Origin of the sequence: Jutongia hominis (assembly GCF_014384965.1) — a bacterium.
Classification (GTDB): Bacteria; Bacillota; Clostridia; order Lachnospirales; family Lachnospiraceae; genus Butyribacter; species Butyribacter hominis.
In genome coordinates this window covers 201,543-217,749 of record NZ_JACRSW010000001.1, presented here as the reverse complement: position 1 = coordinate 217,749, position 16,207 = coordinate 201,543, and the positions used below count along the sequence as shown (strand labels likewise).

General features: G+C 38.7%; 15 protein-coding genes. All 15 read left to right on the top strand.

The genetic code is table 11. The annotated features are described in order from the left end of the window. The first annotated feature begins 54 nt into the window (after positions 1-54). The 15 genes from H8700_RS00895 to H8700_RS00825 all read left to right on the top strand — a co-directional run bounded on the left by H8700_RS00895 (position 55) and on the right by H8700_RS00825 (position 16,174). Positions 55-1,344 (top strand): methyl-accepting chemotaxis protein, encoded by a 1,290-nt coding sequence (locus H8700_RS00895; RefSeq protein ID WP_249302307.1) that lies wholly within the window; start codon positions 55-57, stop codon positions 1,342-1,344. A gap of 145 nt (positions 1,345-1,489) precedes the next feature. Beyond that, positions 1,490-2,197: a DUF1653 domain-containing protein gene (locus tag H8700_RS00890; protein ID WP_249302305.1), complete on the top strand. Its 708-nt coding sequence runs from the start codon at positions 1,490-1,492 to the stop codon at positions 2,195-2,197. Then, positions 2,198-3,313: a hypothetical protein gene (locus H8700_RS00885; RefSeq protein ID WP_249302303.1), complete on the top strand. Its 1,116-nt coding sequence runs from the start codon at positions 2,198-2,200 to the stop codon at positions 3,311-3,313. Between the two features lie 282 nt (positions 3,314-3,595). Then, the gene (gene recA, locus H8700_RS00880; RefSeq protein ID WP_249302301.1) at positions 3,596-4,699 is read left to right on the top strand and encodes a recombinase RecA; all 1,104 of its coding nucleotides are present in this window, start codon (positions 3,596-3,598) and stop codon (positions 4,697-4,699) included. A gap of 87 nt (positions 4,700-4,786) precedes the next feature. Then, entirely contained in the window at positions 4,787-5,257 is a 471-nt protein-coding gene (locus H8700_RS00875; RefSeq protein ID WP_249302297.1) for a regulatory protein RecX, read from the top strand. A gap of 140 nt (positions 5,258-5,397) precedes the next feature. Then, entirely contained in the window at positions 5,398-6,957 is a 1,560-nt protein-coding gene (gene rny / locus H8700_RS00870; protein ID WP_249302451.1) for a ribonuclease Y, read from the top strand. A gap of 120 nt (positions 6,958-7,077) precedes the next feature. Then, positions 7,078-8,430 (top strand): ASKHA domain-containing protein, encoded by a 1,353-nt coding sequence (locus tag H8700_RS00865; RefSeq protein ID WP_249302289.1) that lies wholly within the window; start codon positions 7,078-7,080, stop codon positions 8,428-8,430. A 104-nt stretch (positions 8,431-8,534) separates the two neighbouring features. Further along, positions 8,535-9,326 (top strand): pyrroline-5-carboxylate reductase, encoded by a 792-nt coding sequence (gene proC, locus H8700_RS00860; protein WP_022141381.1) that lies wholly within the window; start codon positions 8,535-8,537, stop codon positions 9,324-9,326. A 101-nt stretch (positions 9,327-9,427) separates the two neighbouring features. After that, positions 9,428-10,144 carry a M23 family metallopeptidase gene (locus H8700_RS00855; protein ID WP_249302286.1) on the top strand — a complete coding sequence of 239 codons (717 nt, stop codon included), beginning with the start codon at positions 9,428-9,430 and terminating at the stop codon, positions 10,142-10,144. Positions 10,145-10,179: 35 nt separating this feature from the next. Beyond that, entirely contained in the window at positions 10,180-10,986 is an 807-nt protein-coding gene (locus H8700_RS00850) for a GTP pyrophosphokinase (protein ID WP_249302284.1), read from the top strand. A gap of 170 nt (positions 10,987-11,156) precedes the next feature. Continuing rightward, the gene (locus H8700_RS00845) at positions 11,157-12,737 is read left to right on the top strand and encodes a methyltransferase RsmF C-terminal domain-like protein (protein ID WP_249302282.1); all 1,581 of its coding nucleotides are present in this window, start codon (positions 11,157-11,159) and stop codon (positions 12,735-12,737) included. 104 nt (positions 12,738-12,841) lie between these two features. Then, positions 12,842-13,405, top strand: coding sequence for a hypothetical protein (locus H8700_RS00840; RefSeq protein ID WP_249302280.1), 564 nt, complete (start codon positions 12,842-12,844; stop codon positions 13,403-13,405). 49 nt (positions 13,406-13,454) lie between these two features. After that, a complete protein-coding gene (locus H8700_RS00835; RefSeq protein ID WP_249302278.1) occupies positions 13,455-14,483 on the top strand; it encodes an RluA family pseudouridine synthase in 1,029 nt (342 codons plus the stop codon). A gap of 2 nt (positions 14,484-14,485) precedes the next feature. Then, the gene (locus H8700_RS00830) at positions 14,486-15,028 is read left to right on the top strand and encodes a Holliday junction resolvase RecU (RefSeq protein ID WP_249302276.1); all 543 of its coding nucleotides are present in this window, start codon (positions 14,486-14,488) and stop codon (positions 15,026-15,028) included. A gap of 156 nt (positions 15,029-15,184) precedes the next feature. Next, positions 15,185-16,174 (top strand): putative ABC transporter permease, encoded by a 990-nt coding sequence (locus H8700_RS00825; protein ID WP_249302274.1) that lies wholly within the window; start codon positions 15,185-15,187, stop codon positions 16,172-16,174. Positions 16,175-16,207 lie beyond the last annotated feature (33 nt).

Genomic DNA, 16,207 nt, shown 5'->3' with positions numbered 1-16,207 from the left:
CATTACGCATTGGCACTGTCAAAATTCACAAAATGCGTAGAAAAGAGGAGAATTATGGAAAAACATAATAATGTCAAAGGGAAACTGATCGGTGGGATTTTAGCGGTTGTGCTTCCGTTTCTGATCATACAGGGAATCATTTATGAGTTGCTTCAGTATGGAGTGATCAAGACGGCAATTGCATTTGTATTAAATGCAATTGTTGCGGCAATCGCATTTTTTATTATATACAACATTTTTAAAGTTTTACTGCTTCCGTTTCAGGCTGCCATCACCGGAGAAACAATCCGAAAAAACTCGGTGGTTGCTAAAAAGATGGAAAAATTATCTTCAAGAGATGATGAGATTGGCAAAGTAGCAAGAGAAATTCAGTCCAATGTTGAAACATTTGCGGAAACGATCAGTGCGATCCGCATCGCAACTTCAGAATTAGAGGAAGTTTCCGGTGAATTTGCACAGATGTTTGAAAACATGAATGAAGTAGCGGATAGTACCAATAGTGCAGTAGAAATAATCACAGATAATACATCGATCCAGGCAGACAAAGTAAGTGATATCAAGAAGATGACAGAGCAGATCAGTGAGGGTGTGGATCATATCTTAAATAATGTGGAATCATTAAAGCAAAGTGTAGATACGGTATTAGATTGCAATCATGCTGCATCCGAGATCATGAAAGAACTTGTAGATATCAGTGAAGAAAGCGGACATGCAATGGAAGAAGTTGGCACACAGACAACACGTACCAACGAGTCTGCACAGGAGATCCAGAAGGTGACAGGTATTATTGCCGGCATTTCCAATCAGACAAATCTTCTTGCACTGAATGCAAGTATTGAAGCAGCCAGAGCAGGTGAGAATGGAAAAGGTTTTGCTGTTGTAGCAGAACAGATTCGTGAGCTGGCTGACCAGTCCAGAGAATCAACAGAACATATCAGCGAGATCGTTAACGGTCTGATTGCAAATTCAAATACAAGTGTAGAGATTACCAAGAAAGTATCCGAAGCTTTTGAAAAGCAGGATGAGAAGATTAAAGATACAGAGTCTGTTTTCGGTACATTAAATTCCGAGATCAAGAGAGTCGGTTCTGCAATTGATGAGATAGATCGGGAGGTATCTGATCTTGATGAGCATAAGAATGTGATCGCAGAAGGTGTTGAAAACCTTGCACAATTTGCTCAGGAAAATGCAGAGAGCGGACGTGTTACAAAGGAAAATATGGACAATCTTGGAAAGGTTATGCAGCAGTGTAAGATTTCGACAAAGAAGATTGGTTCTGTATCAGAAAAACTGGTAGAAAAGATTAAAAACTTAAAATCAGAAGGAATGAAAAAACTTCACTAATGATTTCGAGGTGTCAAAAGTACGTTGCTAAGATTGGCGGATGTGATTGTTGTTAGTATGTTTTATATGTAAAGCAAAAGGAACAGCCGGAAGATAATGTATTTTTTGACACCTTGCTTTATTTTGACAGAAAAGAGTGGTATATATGGAAAGAGAATTACAGATAGGAGAATTTTACAGACATTTTAAAGGAAATGTATATCAGATAAGAGAGATTGCAAAAGATAGTGAAACATTAGACAAAATTGTAGTTTACCAGGGAATGTATCCGCCATATGAATGCTGGGTCAGAAATTATGAAAATTTTATGGCACCGGTTGATACGGGAAAATATCCAAATGCCTCACAGAAGTATCGTTTTGAACGAATTATGCCGGAGGGATTACAATCCGATATACAAAAGAGACAGATAGAATGTTCATTGCAGGAAGATGGGTATAAAAATGAGCAGGCAGCCAGTGTTTTGACAAATAAATTGCAAAAGAAGGAACCTACAGAAAAATCTTTGCATACAGAAGATATAAAACAGCCGGCGAATAGTTTGAAAGAATTTTCAAAGGAAGAACTTCATGACATCTTTCTGGAAGGAAGGGCGGAAAAATTCCTTGAGGATAAAATGAGTGCTAAAGAGATTGGAACAATGGGGATGATGCAGCTTCTGGATGCAGAAAGCTTTCATCAGAAAAGAGAAATCTTTAAAGGCTTAAAAAAATATCTGACAAAAAATCTGCTTATGAATATAGCGGTTGCATTAGACATTGTATTAGAGGATGGAACAGCAGAAGAACAATATGATTCCATACTGCATTGTCTGGATGCTTTAGAACATTATGAAGGAGGGAGACTGCGTTAAATGCTGCAAAAGATAGCAAACAGCCTGGTGCATGGAAATTTCAGAACAAAACTTTTTTTGTGGTCGGTGATCGCGCTGGGAACAGCAGCCCTAATCCTGCTTGCGGCAGCACTTGCACTTGGAATGCCTGCATTGGGAGCGGGTGCAGCCGGCTTTGGTTTTGTAGGCCTGGTTACATCACAGTCTGTATCATTAAAAGATCTTGAAAAACCACATAAGAAGAAAACTTCGAAACCAAAAGTAAAAGAATCGGCAGACGGATCAAAGGGGCAGAGTTCGGATTCATCCAAAGAACAGGAAAATGGTTCAAAGGAGCGAAATGATCGTTTAAAAAAAGAACAGGAGACAGGCAGACAAAAGAGCAATCGTTATAAAAAAGAACAGGAAAAGACAAAATTTTTACATTCTGTTGATGCCAAAACAATGAAAAAAAACATGAAAAAGCATAAAGTGAATCAGATTCATGTAAAAGTTATGGTGGATTCTTATCCGGAAAAGCAGATTGAACAATCACCGGCTGTTGTATGGCGAACCGATACAATGTTGCATTTTATGATCATGTCTGCACAGGTCGAAGAGTTTGAAGTGCCTTTAATGGATATCAAAGGAATTCTGCTGGTAAAGAATGTTCCTGCAGATCCGCAGAAGGACTATGCTTTTTATAAATATAATTCCTTTATCGGTAAAATGTTTCGGCCGTTTCTTCCGGCATATAGAGAAAAAAATAACCAGGGCAATCTGGAATTTACGAAAAATACATTTCGGATTGATCCGGGGATTTATCTGACAAATACCTCTGTTGCTAATCTGCAAAGTGTTCTTCTTCCGGATGTTGCATTTTTAGTAGATGATAAAGTAACATCTTCAACATATTTTAATGAATATTTTAAAGAAGTATACCGCAATAGTATTTTGTGTAAAAACGGAATTATCAACCTGGAGGGATATAAAGAAAAAGTAGAGATCACATTAGATGCATTGTTGACAGCTCCGATCAGTGGAGAAGAGTTTGTGCAGACACTTCGTGAATTGAAAAAATATCATTTGATCACACAACAATATGTGACAGAGTATACACAAAAATACAGGACGATCAATATGGACAAAACGAACTGATCTTCTTTGTGGATTATTTCCATTGACAGGGAAAGGAAAATTATGATAGGTTTCCATTAAACGATGTTGTCGGAATGAATGACAGCCATAGACAGCATTGTGAAAAGATTGCAGAAATAAGTTTTTTTGTATCTGCTGGAAAAGTTTTTTATAAGCAGATACAAATGCCGGTAGAAAAGTAGTTGACAGAATTCTGAAAATGGATTATGATACCAAAAGAACATCTGTTCGTAAAATGAAGGGGAGAGTCGTAATACAGAACAGACAAGAAAGGAAAATGACATGGCAAAAGAAGTTACGATTGATGAGAATAAACAAAAAGCATTAGCGGCAGCAATGGCACAGATTGAAAAGCAGTATGGAAAAGGATCTGTTATGAAACTGGGCGATACTGCTCATTTGAATGTAGAAACTGTACCATCCGGTTCACTGGGGTTGGATCTGGCATTGGGAGTAGGCGGTATTCCGAAGGGACGAATCATTGAGATTTACGGACCGGAATCCGGTGGTAAGACAACGGTAGCATTACATATGGTAGCCGAAGTGCAAAAGCAAGGTGGAATTGCCGGTTTTATTGATGCAGAGCATGCGTTAGATCCTATATATGCCAAGAAGATAGGTGTAGATATTGATAATCTTTATATTTCACAGCCGGATACCGGCGAACAGGCATTAGAGATTGCTGAGACAATGGTGCGTTCTACAGCGATTGACATTGTTATTGTCGATTCGGTTGCTGCTTTGGTTCCGAAAGCTGAGATCGAGGGTGATATGGGAGACAGTCATGTTGGTTTACAGGCAAGACTGATGTCACAGGCATTGCGTAAATTAACAGGTGTGATCGGCAAGACAAGCTGCAGCGTTGTATTTATTAACCAGTTACGTGAAAAAGTCGGTGTGATGTTTGGTAATCCGGAGACGACGACAGGTGGTCGAGCTTTAAAATATTACTCCTCTGTCAGACTCGAAGTCAGACGTGGAGAGCAGATCAAAAAAGATGGAGAACCAATCGGTAACCGTACCAAGATCAAAGTTGTGAAGAATAAAGTTGCACCTCCATTCCGTACAGCAGAAGTTGATATTATTTATGGAGAGGGAATTTCGCGTGAAGGTGAGATTCTGGATCTGGCAGCAGAAGAAGGTATTGTTGTAAAGAGCGGTGCATGGTATGCATATGAAGGCAATAAGATTGGTCAGGGACGTGAGAATGCAAAGACATATCTGATCGAACATCCTGATATTTTAGCAGAAGTAGAGCAAAAGGTAAGAGATAAGTTCTTTAATAAAGATGCCAACGAAGCATCGGAAGATGTAAAGGATGCAGAGCAGACAGCAAAGGAAGATGGTACTGTTTCTAAGACATCAAAAAACGTCGCTGAAAAATAATAAGAATACTAAAATGGATAAAATTGAAAGGGCTGTTGATATGAAAATATCGGCAGCTTTTCTGAAATGATCAGAATGAGGATGCACATGGAAGAAAAGTTTAACCTGGGAAGAAAAAAGGCGATGGCAATTCTATTACACAATGACAGAACAGAATGGGAATTACGTGACAAGTTACAGCAGCATGGATTTGAAGAAGAAGTGATAGAAGATGCGATCGCTTATGTAGAGAGCTTTCACTATATTGATGACCGCAGATATGCTATGCGTTTCGCGGAAATCTATAAAGAAAGCCGTAGTATTCAGAGAATCCGTCTGGATTTGCAAAAGAGACATGTAGACGATTTGTTGATTGAAGAAGCATTGGAAAATATTGATTGGGATGATTCTATGGCACTTCGAAAAGAAATTCGAAAGCTTACAAAAGGACAGCGGGATTTTTTTGACCGGATGTCTTATCAGGAGAAACAAAAATATATCGCACGATTATACCGGAAAGGATTTCGAACAGATTCCATATTTCGGGAACTGGAATCTTATCGCAATGGAAATACATAAGGATATCCGACAATTTGTTGTATATTTCGGGGAGATTCTGTGGATTACTTTCTTGACATATTTGTGTATAAAGTATAAAATTATAGTGTTGTGTTTATAATGCAATGAAAAAAATAAGGAGGTGCTCCTATTCGATGTCAATGGCGGTATATGTAATCGTAGCCATTGTGATCATACTTGTTGTAGCTGTTGTTACTGCATTGGCTGCCGGCAATGTTTCTGTTCAGAAGTATAAAAGAGAAGAAGAAGCAAAAGTTGGTAATGCAGAAGAAAAAGCCAGGGTAATTATTGATGAGGCTTTGAAGACAGCAGAGACAAAAAAACGCGAAGCTTTGCTGGAAGCTAAGGAAGAAGCGCTTAAGAACAAAAATGAGATTGAACGTGAATCCAAAGAAAGAAGAGCAGAGATTCAGCGGTATGAGAAACGTGTATTGTCGAAAGAGGAAGCTCTGGATAAGAAAGCTGATGTATTAGAAAAGAAAGAAGCAAAATTAAATGAAAAGGATGCCGATTTAGATAAGCAGAAAAAAGAATTGGCAGAGATTAAGAACAGTCATTTAAAAGAGCTTGAAAAAATTTCCGGACTAACTACAGAGCAGGCTAAGGAATATCTGTTAAAATCTGTTGAAGAAGATGTTAAGCATGAAACTGCGGTTCTTGTAAAAGAACTCGAAAGAAAAGCAAAAGAGGAAGCTGATAAAAAGGCAAAAGATTATGTTGTTACAGCAATTCAGCGTTGTGCAGCAGATCAGGTTGCAGAAAACACAATCACTGTGGTTCAGCTGCCTAATGATGAAATGAAGGGTAGAATTATCGGTCGTGAAGGTCGAAATATTCGTACTCTTGAAACAATGACCGGTGTAAATCTGATTATTGATGATACTCCGGAAGCAGTTGTTTTATCGGGATTTGATGGAGTGAGAAGAGAAGTTGCACGAATTGCTCTTGAGAAACTTATAGTTGATGGAAGAATTCATCCGGCCAGAATTGAAGAGATGGTTGAGAAAGCCAGAAAAGAAGTTGACTCTATGATTCGTGAAGAAGGTGAAGCAGCAACGCTTGAGGTTGGTGTTCACGGAATACATCCGGAACTTATTCGTTTGTTAGGAAGAATGAAATTTAGAACCAGCTATGGTCAGAATGCTTTAAAACATTCTATTGAAGTAGCACATCTGTCTGGTCTTCTTGCAGGAGAGATTGGTGTGGATGTACGAACAGCAAAACGTGCTGGTTTATTGCATGATATTGGCAAATCTGTTGATCAGGACATGGAAGGTACTCATGTACAGATCGGTGCAGATCTTTGTCGTAAATATAAGGAATCAGGTATTGTTATCAATGCTGTAGAAGCACATCATGGTGATGTGGAACCTGAGAGCCTTATCGCCTGTATTGTTCAGGCAGCAGATACGATTTCTGCGGCACGTCCGGGTGCTCGTAGAGAGACGTTAGAAACATACACAAACAGATTGAAACAGTTAGAAAATATTTCAAATAGCTTTAAAGGTGTCGATAAGTCATTTGCAATACAGGCAGGCCGTGAATTACGAGTTATGGTTATTCCTGAAAAAGTATCAGATGATGAAATGGTACTTTTAGCTCGTGATATTTCAAAGCAGATTGAAGACGAATTGAAATATCCGGGACAGATCAAAGTAAATGTCATTCGTGAATCCAGAGCAACAGACTATGCGAAATAAATCACAATGTCTATAACAGAGCAAAATGGGCTGTCGCACTATTTTATAGTGCGACAGCTTTTTTATGAAATAGGAAAATGCTCGTATAGTAGAAGTGTAAAAAGAATGGAATAGAAAGATATGATTGTAATTCGAAATGTGAAAAAAGAATCAAAGAAAATGAATGAGCCCATTGCTATTAAAAATCCCGGAAGAGATGGGATTGGCTTTGCAGTGGATCTTGGTACCACGACGATTGCGATGACAGGGATCTTACTTTGTGATGGAAGTTCTTTGGGCGAATGTTCGCAGGTAAATGTGCAGACACAATTAGGATCCGATGTTATGATGCGGATCATGCATGCTATCCGGGGAAAAGAAAAAGAATTGCAACAAATGGTTGTACAGCAAATAGAATCTATGGCGGAAAATATTTTGCGGAAAGCAGGAAGAAAAAATGAACAGAATATCATATTTACAGTCGTTGGAAATACAACGATGAGTCATCTTTTTCTTGGAAGAGATGTAAAAGGACTGGCAGGTGCACCTTTTGTAGGTGATTATGCGGGAAATTATCAATGTAAGGGCAAAGAGGTCGGAATGAACCTTTTTTCGAATGCCTCGATTCTTGTTTTATCTAATATCCAGGCACATGTTGGCGGGGATGCACTGGCAGTGATCGGAGCGCTGGCTTTGGGAAAAGAAAAAAAGAAAAGGCAGTTAGCAATCGATCTTGGAACCAATGCAGAGATTATTTTGAATGATCAGGGAAAACTTTCCGTATGTTCGACAGCGGCAGGGCCGGCTTTTGAAGGAAAAGGAGTAGATTGTGGAATGACAGCAAAAGCAGGTGCCATTAATGGAGTCCGTATCGCCGTTCAAAATGGGAATATGATCTTAGAAGTGTTAGAGTCTGATCACCCGAAAGGAATATGTGGAACCGGTCTGGTGGATCTTCTGGCACAATTACGAAAAAGTAAAGTGTTAAGAGAAGATGGATATCTGATTTCAAAAGAGGAGGCTCTTGCAGAAGGAATATCAGAGCAGATAGCAAAACAACTTGTAATAAAGAATCAGGAAAATATTTTTATTCTGACAAGACAGGGTCAAAAAGAAATCTACCTTTCGCAATCAGACATCCGTAATCTGCAGCTTGCGAAGGGAGCGATTCAGGCAGGGGTTAGAACCCTTTTACAAACTTGTAATCTGTCCCTTACACAGGTGGATGAAATTGTCATCACAGGTGTGCTTGGCAGTTGTATGAAAGTTTCTAATGCATTAGAGATCGGGCTTTTTCCGGACGTTGAGAAAGAAAAACTTCATTTTGTGAAAAATGCTGCAGGAACAGGAGCAGCCCAATTGCTATTGAATACTGAAATTGCAAAAGAATGGGAACAAAAAGCAAAAGAAATCCATCATGTAGAACTTGCTAAGATTGACAGTTTTCAAAAGGCACTGTTTACATCCATGACATTTCAAAAGTGGGAAGTTTAGCAAAAAGAATAGGAAGTGTTAAGGAAAATAGTATCGCAATGTATATAGAAACGTGTTAAAATAAAGAGAGACATAAAAAAACATGCAACATAAGGAGGAACAATATGCGTTTTGGTTTTATTGGAGCAGGAAATATGGCACAGGCAATGATAGGTGGTATCTTAAAAGCAAAGCTCGTTTCAAAAGATGAGATTATAGCATCTGCGGCAACACAAAAGACTTTGGATGCCGTAAAAGACAAATTTGGTGTGCAAACAACGCTTGACAATCAGGAAATAGCAAAAGCTGATATGATCTTTCTTGCTGTAAAACCGGTATATTGTGAACAGGTGCTTCGGGAGATTAAAGATAAATTAACAAAAGACAGGATCATTGTGTCAATTGCGGCAGGTAAGACAATGGCATGGCTGGAAGAACAGCTTGGAAAAGATACGAAGATTGTTCGTACGATGCCAAATACACCGGCATTGGTCGGAGAAGGCATTACGGCTGTCTGCCCTAATGAACAGGTTACAGACAAAGAACTTACGCAGGTTTGTGAAGTGTTAGAAAGCTTTGGAAAAGCAGAAGTGATCAAAGAGAGCATGATGGATGCTGTGATTGCCGTCAGCGGAAGTTCGCCGGCATATGTTTTTATGTTTATTGAAGCAATGGCAGATGCAGCGGTTGCCGAAGGAATGCCAAGAGCACAGGCATATCGGTTTGCGGCACAGTCTGTTCTGGGCAGTGCAAAGATGGTCTTAGAGACCGGAAAACATCCGGGAGAATTAAAAGATATGGTTTGTTCACCGGCAGGTACAACGATTGAGGCAGTACGTGTCTTAGAGCAGACTGGTTTCCGCGGCAGCGTGATGGAATGTATGAAAGCTTGTGCTGACAAATCCAGAAATATGTAATGGGTTTGTGATGATATATTTACAGATTTGCTTTTCTGATTGTCATGTGTCTTTTTTATGAAGCATATCTTGATAAAAAAGAAAGTGACAATTCTTATCATATGATCAAAAAGAAGGAAAAAAAGGCAGATCTGACAAAAGAATTTATAAAAAAAGTAATAAAGAAAGTCGTATACCATAATCAAAGCCAGAAGAATAAAAGATATTTATCGGTTAAAGGAATTTGCTTTTGGCTAGGATGCCTGTGTAGTATTATTTTTCTTGTTTACTGGCATCAGCAGATCTATTGCATCAAAGAAAACTTTCATCATATGGCAATGGATTGTTCGTTAGCACAGATAAGTGCCATTGACAAAGAAATGAAGTGTTTTCCGGTCAGAAAAGATCCAAAGAAGAAAGAACAGTATGATTTTGATAATGGATATGGCGGTGTCAGGTCGTATGGCGGTAAAAGGTCTCATGAGGGAATCGATATTATGGCAAGTAATGACCGGAGTGGATATTTTCAGATCCAGTCGGCAACAGATGGTGTGATCGAACAGATCGGCTGGCTGCGGCTTGGAGGTTATCGTCTGGGCATTCGCAGTAAAAGTGGCTTTTATTACTACTACGCACATATGAGAAACTATGCACCCGGTATAAAAAAAGGGAAAAAAGTCAAAGCAGGTACGCTGCTTGGCACGATGGGAGATACCGGCTATGGAAAAGAAGGTACGCATGGCAAATTTGCAGTTCATTTGCATTTTGGCATTTATCGGGATAAAAAGGGGGAAGAGTGCAGTCTGAACCCATATGATGTATTATTGAAACTAAAATAAGAAGGAAAATGTTTTAGGGAAAATGGAGGGTTGAAATGGAAACACAGCTTTGGAGAAAAATTTTAGCACCATATCGTCTGGCAGTGGATGAACTGGTTGTGAAATTTACGCACATCAAGCAGCAATATCAGGATAGCAGGATGTATTCACCAATCGAAATGGTCAGTGGTCGTGTGAAAAGGGTGTCGAGTATTTTAGAAAAAGCAAAGAGAAAAGGTGTGAATCTGGAAGAATTAGAGGAAAAGATTGAAGATATTGCCGGGATTCGTATTATTTGCCAATTTGTAGAAGATATTGATACTGTTGTGGATATTATTCGTAATCGTGCAGATATGGAAGTAAAATTAGAAAAGGATTATATTACACAAAGCAAGCCAAGCGGGTATCGCAGTTATCATATGATTGTTTATTATACCGTACAGACGGTAAAAGGACCGAAAAAACTTGCCGTTGAGATTCAGATCCGTACATTGGCAATGAACTTCTGGTCTACAATCGAGCATTCTTTACAATACAAATACAAAGAACATATGCCGGATGAATTAAGAGAAAGACTGCTGCGTGCGGCAGATGCCGTAGATATGCTGGATAATGAAATGGCTTCTGTGCGTGATGAGATCATGGATGCACAAAATTCTAACCGTCAGAAAGCAACGATCATCTCTGATATTTTAAATAATATCGAAAATCTGTATTATGTAGCAAATGAACGTGAAGTCACAAAGATTCAGAATGAATTTTTTAAGATTTATTTGAAAGATGATATGAATTTGTTGATCCGTTTTAATAAGCAGTTAGATATTATTGCAGAGACCTATCGTGTACAAAGTGTACAGCGGTGATCGGAAATTTGCGAACAGACAGAATAGAAATATGCTTAGAAGTTTGAAACCGGATATTTGGTAAAAAAGAAGAAGTACATTGCAGGAAACCGGATGTTTCGGTACAGAAAGAATAGGTACATAGTACGAAAAAATGAAATTTATAATCTGGGAAGAAAAAGAGGATCATTATGGTAAATTTGCCTGAAAAATATTGTGAAAATATGAAAGAACTATTGCAAGAAGAATATACAGACTATATAGATAGTCTGTCAGAAAAAACATATCAGGCGATACGCATCAATACCAGGAAAATATCGTTACAGCAATGGGAAAAGATCAATCCTTTTCGGACAAGTCCGATCCCATGGGTGGAAAATGGATTTTATATTGAAGATGCAATGGGAAATGGACAGAATGAATCAGGTCAACAGGAGAGTCCGATACCATCCAGACATCCTTATTATTATGCCGGTTTATATTATATTCAGGAACCGAGTGCGATGATCCCGGCAAGTCTGCTTCCGGTAACACCCGGAGATAAAGTGTTAGATCTTTGCGCTGCACCGGGGGGGAAAGCAACGGAGCTTGGTGCAAAGTTACAGGGACATGGACTGCTGGTAGCAAATGATATCAGTGTATCAAGAACTATGGCATTAGCCAAAAACCTGCAGATCGCAGGTATTCAAAATTGTCTTGTGACAGCAGAAACACCGGAGAAGCTTGCTTCTGTTTTTACAAACTTTTTTGATAAAGTGTTGATCGATGCACCATGTTCCGGAGAGGGGATGTTTCGAAGAGAGCCGCGTATGGTTCATGATTGGGAAGAGAAAGGACCGGCATACTATGCTAAGATACAAAAAGAAATTTTGACACAGGCATATCAGATGTTAAAACCCGGTGGAAAAATGGTATATTCTACTTGTACATTTTCTTTACAGGAAGACGAGGCTGTGATCGAATGGTTCTTAGACATATATCAGGATATGAAAGTGTGCCCGGTGGAACGAAAAGAAGGCTTTTTGCCGGGAAGACCGGAGGGTATCGCAGCAAGAGAGGAATTAAAGCATTGTGTCAGGATCTTTCCGCATAAAGCAAAAGGGGAAGGACATTTTGCTGTACTTTTGCAAAAGGGAGATTCTGTGGCAGATGCAGAAGAAACGCAGCGCAGCAGGGAAAGTCTGACAAAAGAGCATAAAAAGCAATTGGAAGATTCGATAGAAGATCTTACGATCACAATAGAGGACAGATCGCAAAAAGGCAGTTTTTCTAAGAAAAAAGAATATCAGCGTAACAAGTCTGATAAGAAAAAAGGAAAATCAGGAAGGGAGAAATTCGAAAAAGCATCACAAGGGCAGACTGTGCAAAAAGCAGATATGCAGACAAAAGAGTTTTTATCTCATCTTCCGTTTGAAGAAGGAAGATATGTTTCACACAATAATCAGATTTCTTTTGAGCCTTTGTGGATCGAATCGCTTTCTAAGCTGCGGATTGTGCATAAAGGTGTAGCAGTCTGTGAAATAAAGCAAAAAACAGTATTATCCCATCAGCTGGCGTTGTGTTTGAGGGATGAGGATTTTGATCAGGTGATCAATTTTCAGGCAGCCGATCCACAGGTGATCCGTTACCTGAAAGGAGAAAGCATACAGACAGATATGGCGTATCGAGGCAATGTATTAGTCTGTGTTGATGGATTTGGCTTGGGCTGGTGCCAGGGCAGCGGTACCACATTATTGAAAAATAAATATTATCCGGGATGGCGTTACCAATAGCCGGATAATAGGAAAAACAAGAAAAACAAAAAGATTTGTTTCAGACAGATCTTTCAGGAGGAAATTAAACCTAAACAAGAAAAAAGAGGAAAGGAAAAAATAACATGAATAAAAAAAGAGGCGAATATGGATATATAGCAGCAAGGAAAAAGAAAACATTGCTTGGAACGATCATTATTGCGTTGATCGGTGTTGCCATCTTTTTGGTTGGCTTGTTCTTAAACAAAATGTCAAATCGTAACCTTTTTACGATCATTGCCGTTTTAGCCGTTCTTCCGGCTGCCAAACAATTAGTTGCATTTATTGTATTGTTCCCATTTAAGACGACCCAAAAAGAACGTTATCAGAAAGCAAAAGATATGATCGGTGAAGAGATGAAATTATATTCCGATCTTGTGATCACATCGCCGGAAAAGATCATGCATTTAGATCTTGCGGCAGTTGGCAACGGGCAGGTTATCTGTCTGTTAGGACAGGGAAAACAGGAGCTTAACTATGTTCGGAAATATCTGACAGAAGGTGTGCATAACTGGGGAAGAAACTATAAAGTAAAAGTAGTCGATAGTGAAAAAACATTTTTGGGAGAATTAAGTAAAGTACAGCCGGTTGAGGTGAACCGGGATGAAGAAGACAAAGTCAATTCGTATCTGCTTTCACTGATCGTCTAAGGATGCAAAGACAGAGAGTTTTTCTGGTTGATATAGGAATGAGGATGATATGAGAGTAATTGTAGTCAGTAAGCAGGAAGCCGGACAACGTCTGGATCGTTATCTTGCAAAATATATGTCTAAAGCGGCAAAAAGCTTCTTTTATAAAATGCTTCGTAAAAAGAATATCACGCTGAACGGAAAAAAAGCAGCCGGAATGGAAAAAGTACAGGAAGGTGATGAGATCAAGCTTTTTTTGTCAGATGAAACAATTGATAAATTTCGAGGAATAGAGCAGACAGTAAATGCACCGGCGATAAATAAAACAGATGCAAACAAAACAGCTGTAAATAAAAAGGAGCAGTCGTTAGCTATTGTCTATGAGGATGATGAAGTTTTAGTGGTCAATAAAGCGTCAGGGATGTTATCACAAAAAGCAAAGAAAGAAGACCGTTCTTTAGTAGAATACATTACAGATTATCTTATGACGCGGCAACAGCAGCAGGATTCTGTATTTCGACCGGGCATATGCAACCGTCTGGACCGCAACACAACCGGGTTGATCGTTGCAGGAAAAACAGTAGAAAGCTTGCAATATCTGAACCGGCTTTTTAAGGAAAGAGAATTACATAAATATTATCTTTGTATTGTAAAGGGATGTATTGCACAAAAAGAAACAATTGATGGTTATTTGCAGAAAGAAGAAAAAAGCAATAAAGTAACGATACAAAAAGCAAAGAAAGAAGGCAGTGTTCGGATTCTGACAGCCTATGAGCCATTGGAATATGGAAGATACCAAAAGGAAGAATATACCTTGTTAAAAGTTGATCTGATCACCGGTAAATCCCATCAGATCCGTGCACATTTGCAAAGCATTGGTCATCCTTTGATCGGTGATCATAAATACGGAAACAGAAAAGATGCTTCTTTTTATCAAAAGGAATTTGGATTGCAATACCAGCTTTTGCACGCATGGAAGTTATGTTTAGGCGATGCAGCTTATTTGCCGGATCGTTTGCATGGCAAAGAATGGACGGCACCATTACCGGAGCAGTTTCAGACGATCCTTAAAAAAATGGGCATGAAAGTGAGGAATTAGAGATGCCATCATGGAACTCAAGGGGTCTTAGAGGATCGGTTTTGGAGGAAGCATTGAATATAACAAATGAAAAATATCGCATGGAAAAGCTGGCTTTGGTACAAAAGATTCCAACACCGATCACACCAATGGAGATTGACAAAGAAAAACATCATATCACATTAGCGTATTTTGAGCAGAAAAGTACCGTTGATTATGTTGGAAATGTACAGGGCATTCCAATCTGCTTTGATGCAAAAGAATGTAAGACCGATGTATTTCCGATCCATAATATTCATGAGCATCAGATGAATTTTATGAAAGAGTATGAGCAGCAGCAGGGAATTTCTTTTTTGATCATTTATTTTTCAGACGCAGATATTTATTATTATGTTCCTTTTAAAGATGTTTTGTTTTTCTGGGAAAGAGCCAAGAATGGTGGAAGAAAGAGTTTTCGAAGAGAAGAGTTAGATCAGTCGTACCGCATCCGATTTACCAACCAGATCTATATTCATTATCTTGAAATGTTATCAAAGGATTTGGAATCAAGAGAAGAAACGGAATAACATAAATGAAAAAGTCAGTAAAGACGCTATTTTGGAAGTTTGAATTCAAAGAAGAGATAGAAGGGTAACAGCTAAAAACGACAGATCGGATTTTGAAAGAATGGTATTTATCGTGACTATATGGAACAATAAAAGTATAGAAAGTAGAGAGGGTATATGTTTTTAGATCATATTACAGTGTTGGGACTGCCGCTTTATTTTGTGGCATTTGATTTTATTATTTTTTGTGTGGCAGGCTGGATTTATGAAAGTACGTTTGTATCTGTTCGGACGAAGAAGGTAGTCAACCGTGGCTTTCTGATCGGTCCGTATCTTCCGCTGTATGGATTTGGAGCTGTGATCGTTTACATCTTACTTCGTCCGTTTGCAAAGATTCCGAGTCTGTTATATATCATGGGAATGCTTGTGGCAACGTTTTTGGAATATATGACATCATGGTTGTTAGAGGTTTGTTTTCATACACGATGGTGGGACTATACCAAAGATCCCTATAATCTGAATGGACGAATTGCATTGATCCCTTCAATGTTTTGGGGAATTTTATCACTGATCATGTTTGATTTCTTACAGCCGTTCGCTACGATGCTGATAGAGATGGTGCCGAAAGAGGTTGGTATTTACATCGTATCCGGTATCTTAGTGCTCATGGCTGTCGATACGGTAGTTACCGTGATCAGGACGATCAACTTCCGTCAGCAGCTCGAAACGCTTTTTGGTTTTAAGAAGGAGATCGAGGAATTGCTTGAAGATGTGCAATTGCAGTCCGTGAAAGATTTTCTGTTAGAAACGAGAAAAGAATTTTCCGAGAAAATGTCTCTTGCTGCTTTTGAGCAGAAAAATGAACAGTTATATAGTAAATTAAAGGCATTAAAGAGAGATCCGAAAGAAAATAGTGTAAAGCTTACAACTTTTGAGGAACGATTCCGGATTTTCTGGGAAAAGAGGAATCGTTTGAATGATAAGAATCCTTTTATTGGCAGCAGACGTATTCTGGATGCGTTTCCGACAATGAAATTTTATCCAAAGGGACAGAAAGCAGTTTCTGTCAAAGATCTTATGATTCATTTTAAAAAGAAAACAGAACCGATCCGTGAAAAATGGAATGAGATTAGGGCAAATGAAGAAACAAAAGAAAATAAAAAGTAGGAAATACATGAAAAAATACTATATTTATGTATG

Excerpts from the sequence above, each read along its gene's own strand:
- H8700_RS00855 (WP_249302286.1), top strand. The coding sequence starts at position 9,428 with ATGATCAAAAAGAAGGAAAAAAAGGCAGATCTGACAAAAGAATTTATA.
- H8700_RS00890 (WP_249302305.1), top strand. The coding sequence starts at position 1,490 with ATGGAAAGAGAATTACAGATAGGAGAATTTTACAGACATTTTAAAGGA.
- H8700_RS00885 (WP_249302303.1), top strand. The coding sequence starts at position 2,198 with ATGCTGCAAAAGATAGCAAACAGCCTGGTGCATGGAAATTTCAGAACA.
- H8700_RS00825 (WP_249302274.1), top strand. The coding sequence starts at position 15,185 with ATGTTTTTAGATCATATTACAGTGTTGGGACTGCCGCTTTATTTTGTG.
- H8700_RS00835 (WP_249302278.1), top strand. The coding sequence starts at position 13,455 with ATGAGAGTAATTGTAGTCAGTAAGCAGGAAGCCGGACAACGTCTGGAT.
- rny (WP_249302451.1), top strand. The coding sequence starts at position 5,398 with ATGGCGGTATATGTAATCGTAGCCATTGTGATCATACTTGTTGTAGCT.
- H8700_RS00875 (WP_249302297.1), top strand. The coding sequence starts at position 4,787 with ATGGAAGAAAAGTTTAACCTGGGAAGAAAAAAGGCGATGGCAATTCTA.
- H8700_RS00850 (WP_249302284.1), top strand. The coding sequence starts at position 10,180 with ATGGAAACACAGCTTTGGAGAAAAATTTTAGCACCATATCGTCTGGCA.
- H8700_RS00845 (WP_249302282.1), top strand. The coding sequence starts at position 11,157 with ATGGTAAATTTGCCTGAAAAATATTGTGAAAATATGAAAGAACTATTG.
- proC (WP_022141381.1), top strand. The coding sequence starts at position 8,535 with ATGCGTTTTGGTTTTATTGGAGCAGGAAATATGGCACAGGCAATGATA.
- recA (WP_249302301.1), top strand. The coding sequence starts at position 3,596 with ATGGCAAAAGAAGTTACGATTGATGAGAATAAACAAAAAGCATTAGCG.
- H8700_RS00830 (WP_249302276.1), top strand. The coding sequence starts at position 14,486 with ATGCCATCATGGAACTCAAGGGGTCTTAGAGGATCGGTTTTGGAGGAA.
- H8700_RS00895 (WP_249302307.1), top strand. The coding sequence starts at position 55 with ATGGAAAAACATAATAATGTCAAAGGGAAACTGATCGGTGGGATTTTA.
- H8700_RS00840 (WP_249302280.1), top strand. The coding sequence starts at position 12,842 with ATGAATAAAAAAAGAGGCGAATATGGATATATAGCAGCAAGGAAAAAG.
- H8700_RS00865 (WP_249302289.1), top strand. The coding sequence starts at position 7,078 with ATGATTGTAATTCGAAATGTGAAAAAAGAATCAAAGAAAATGAATGAG.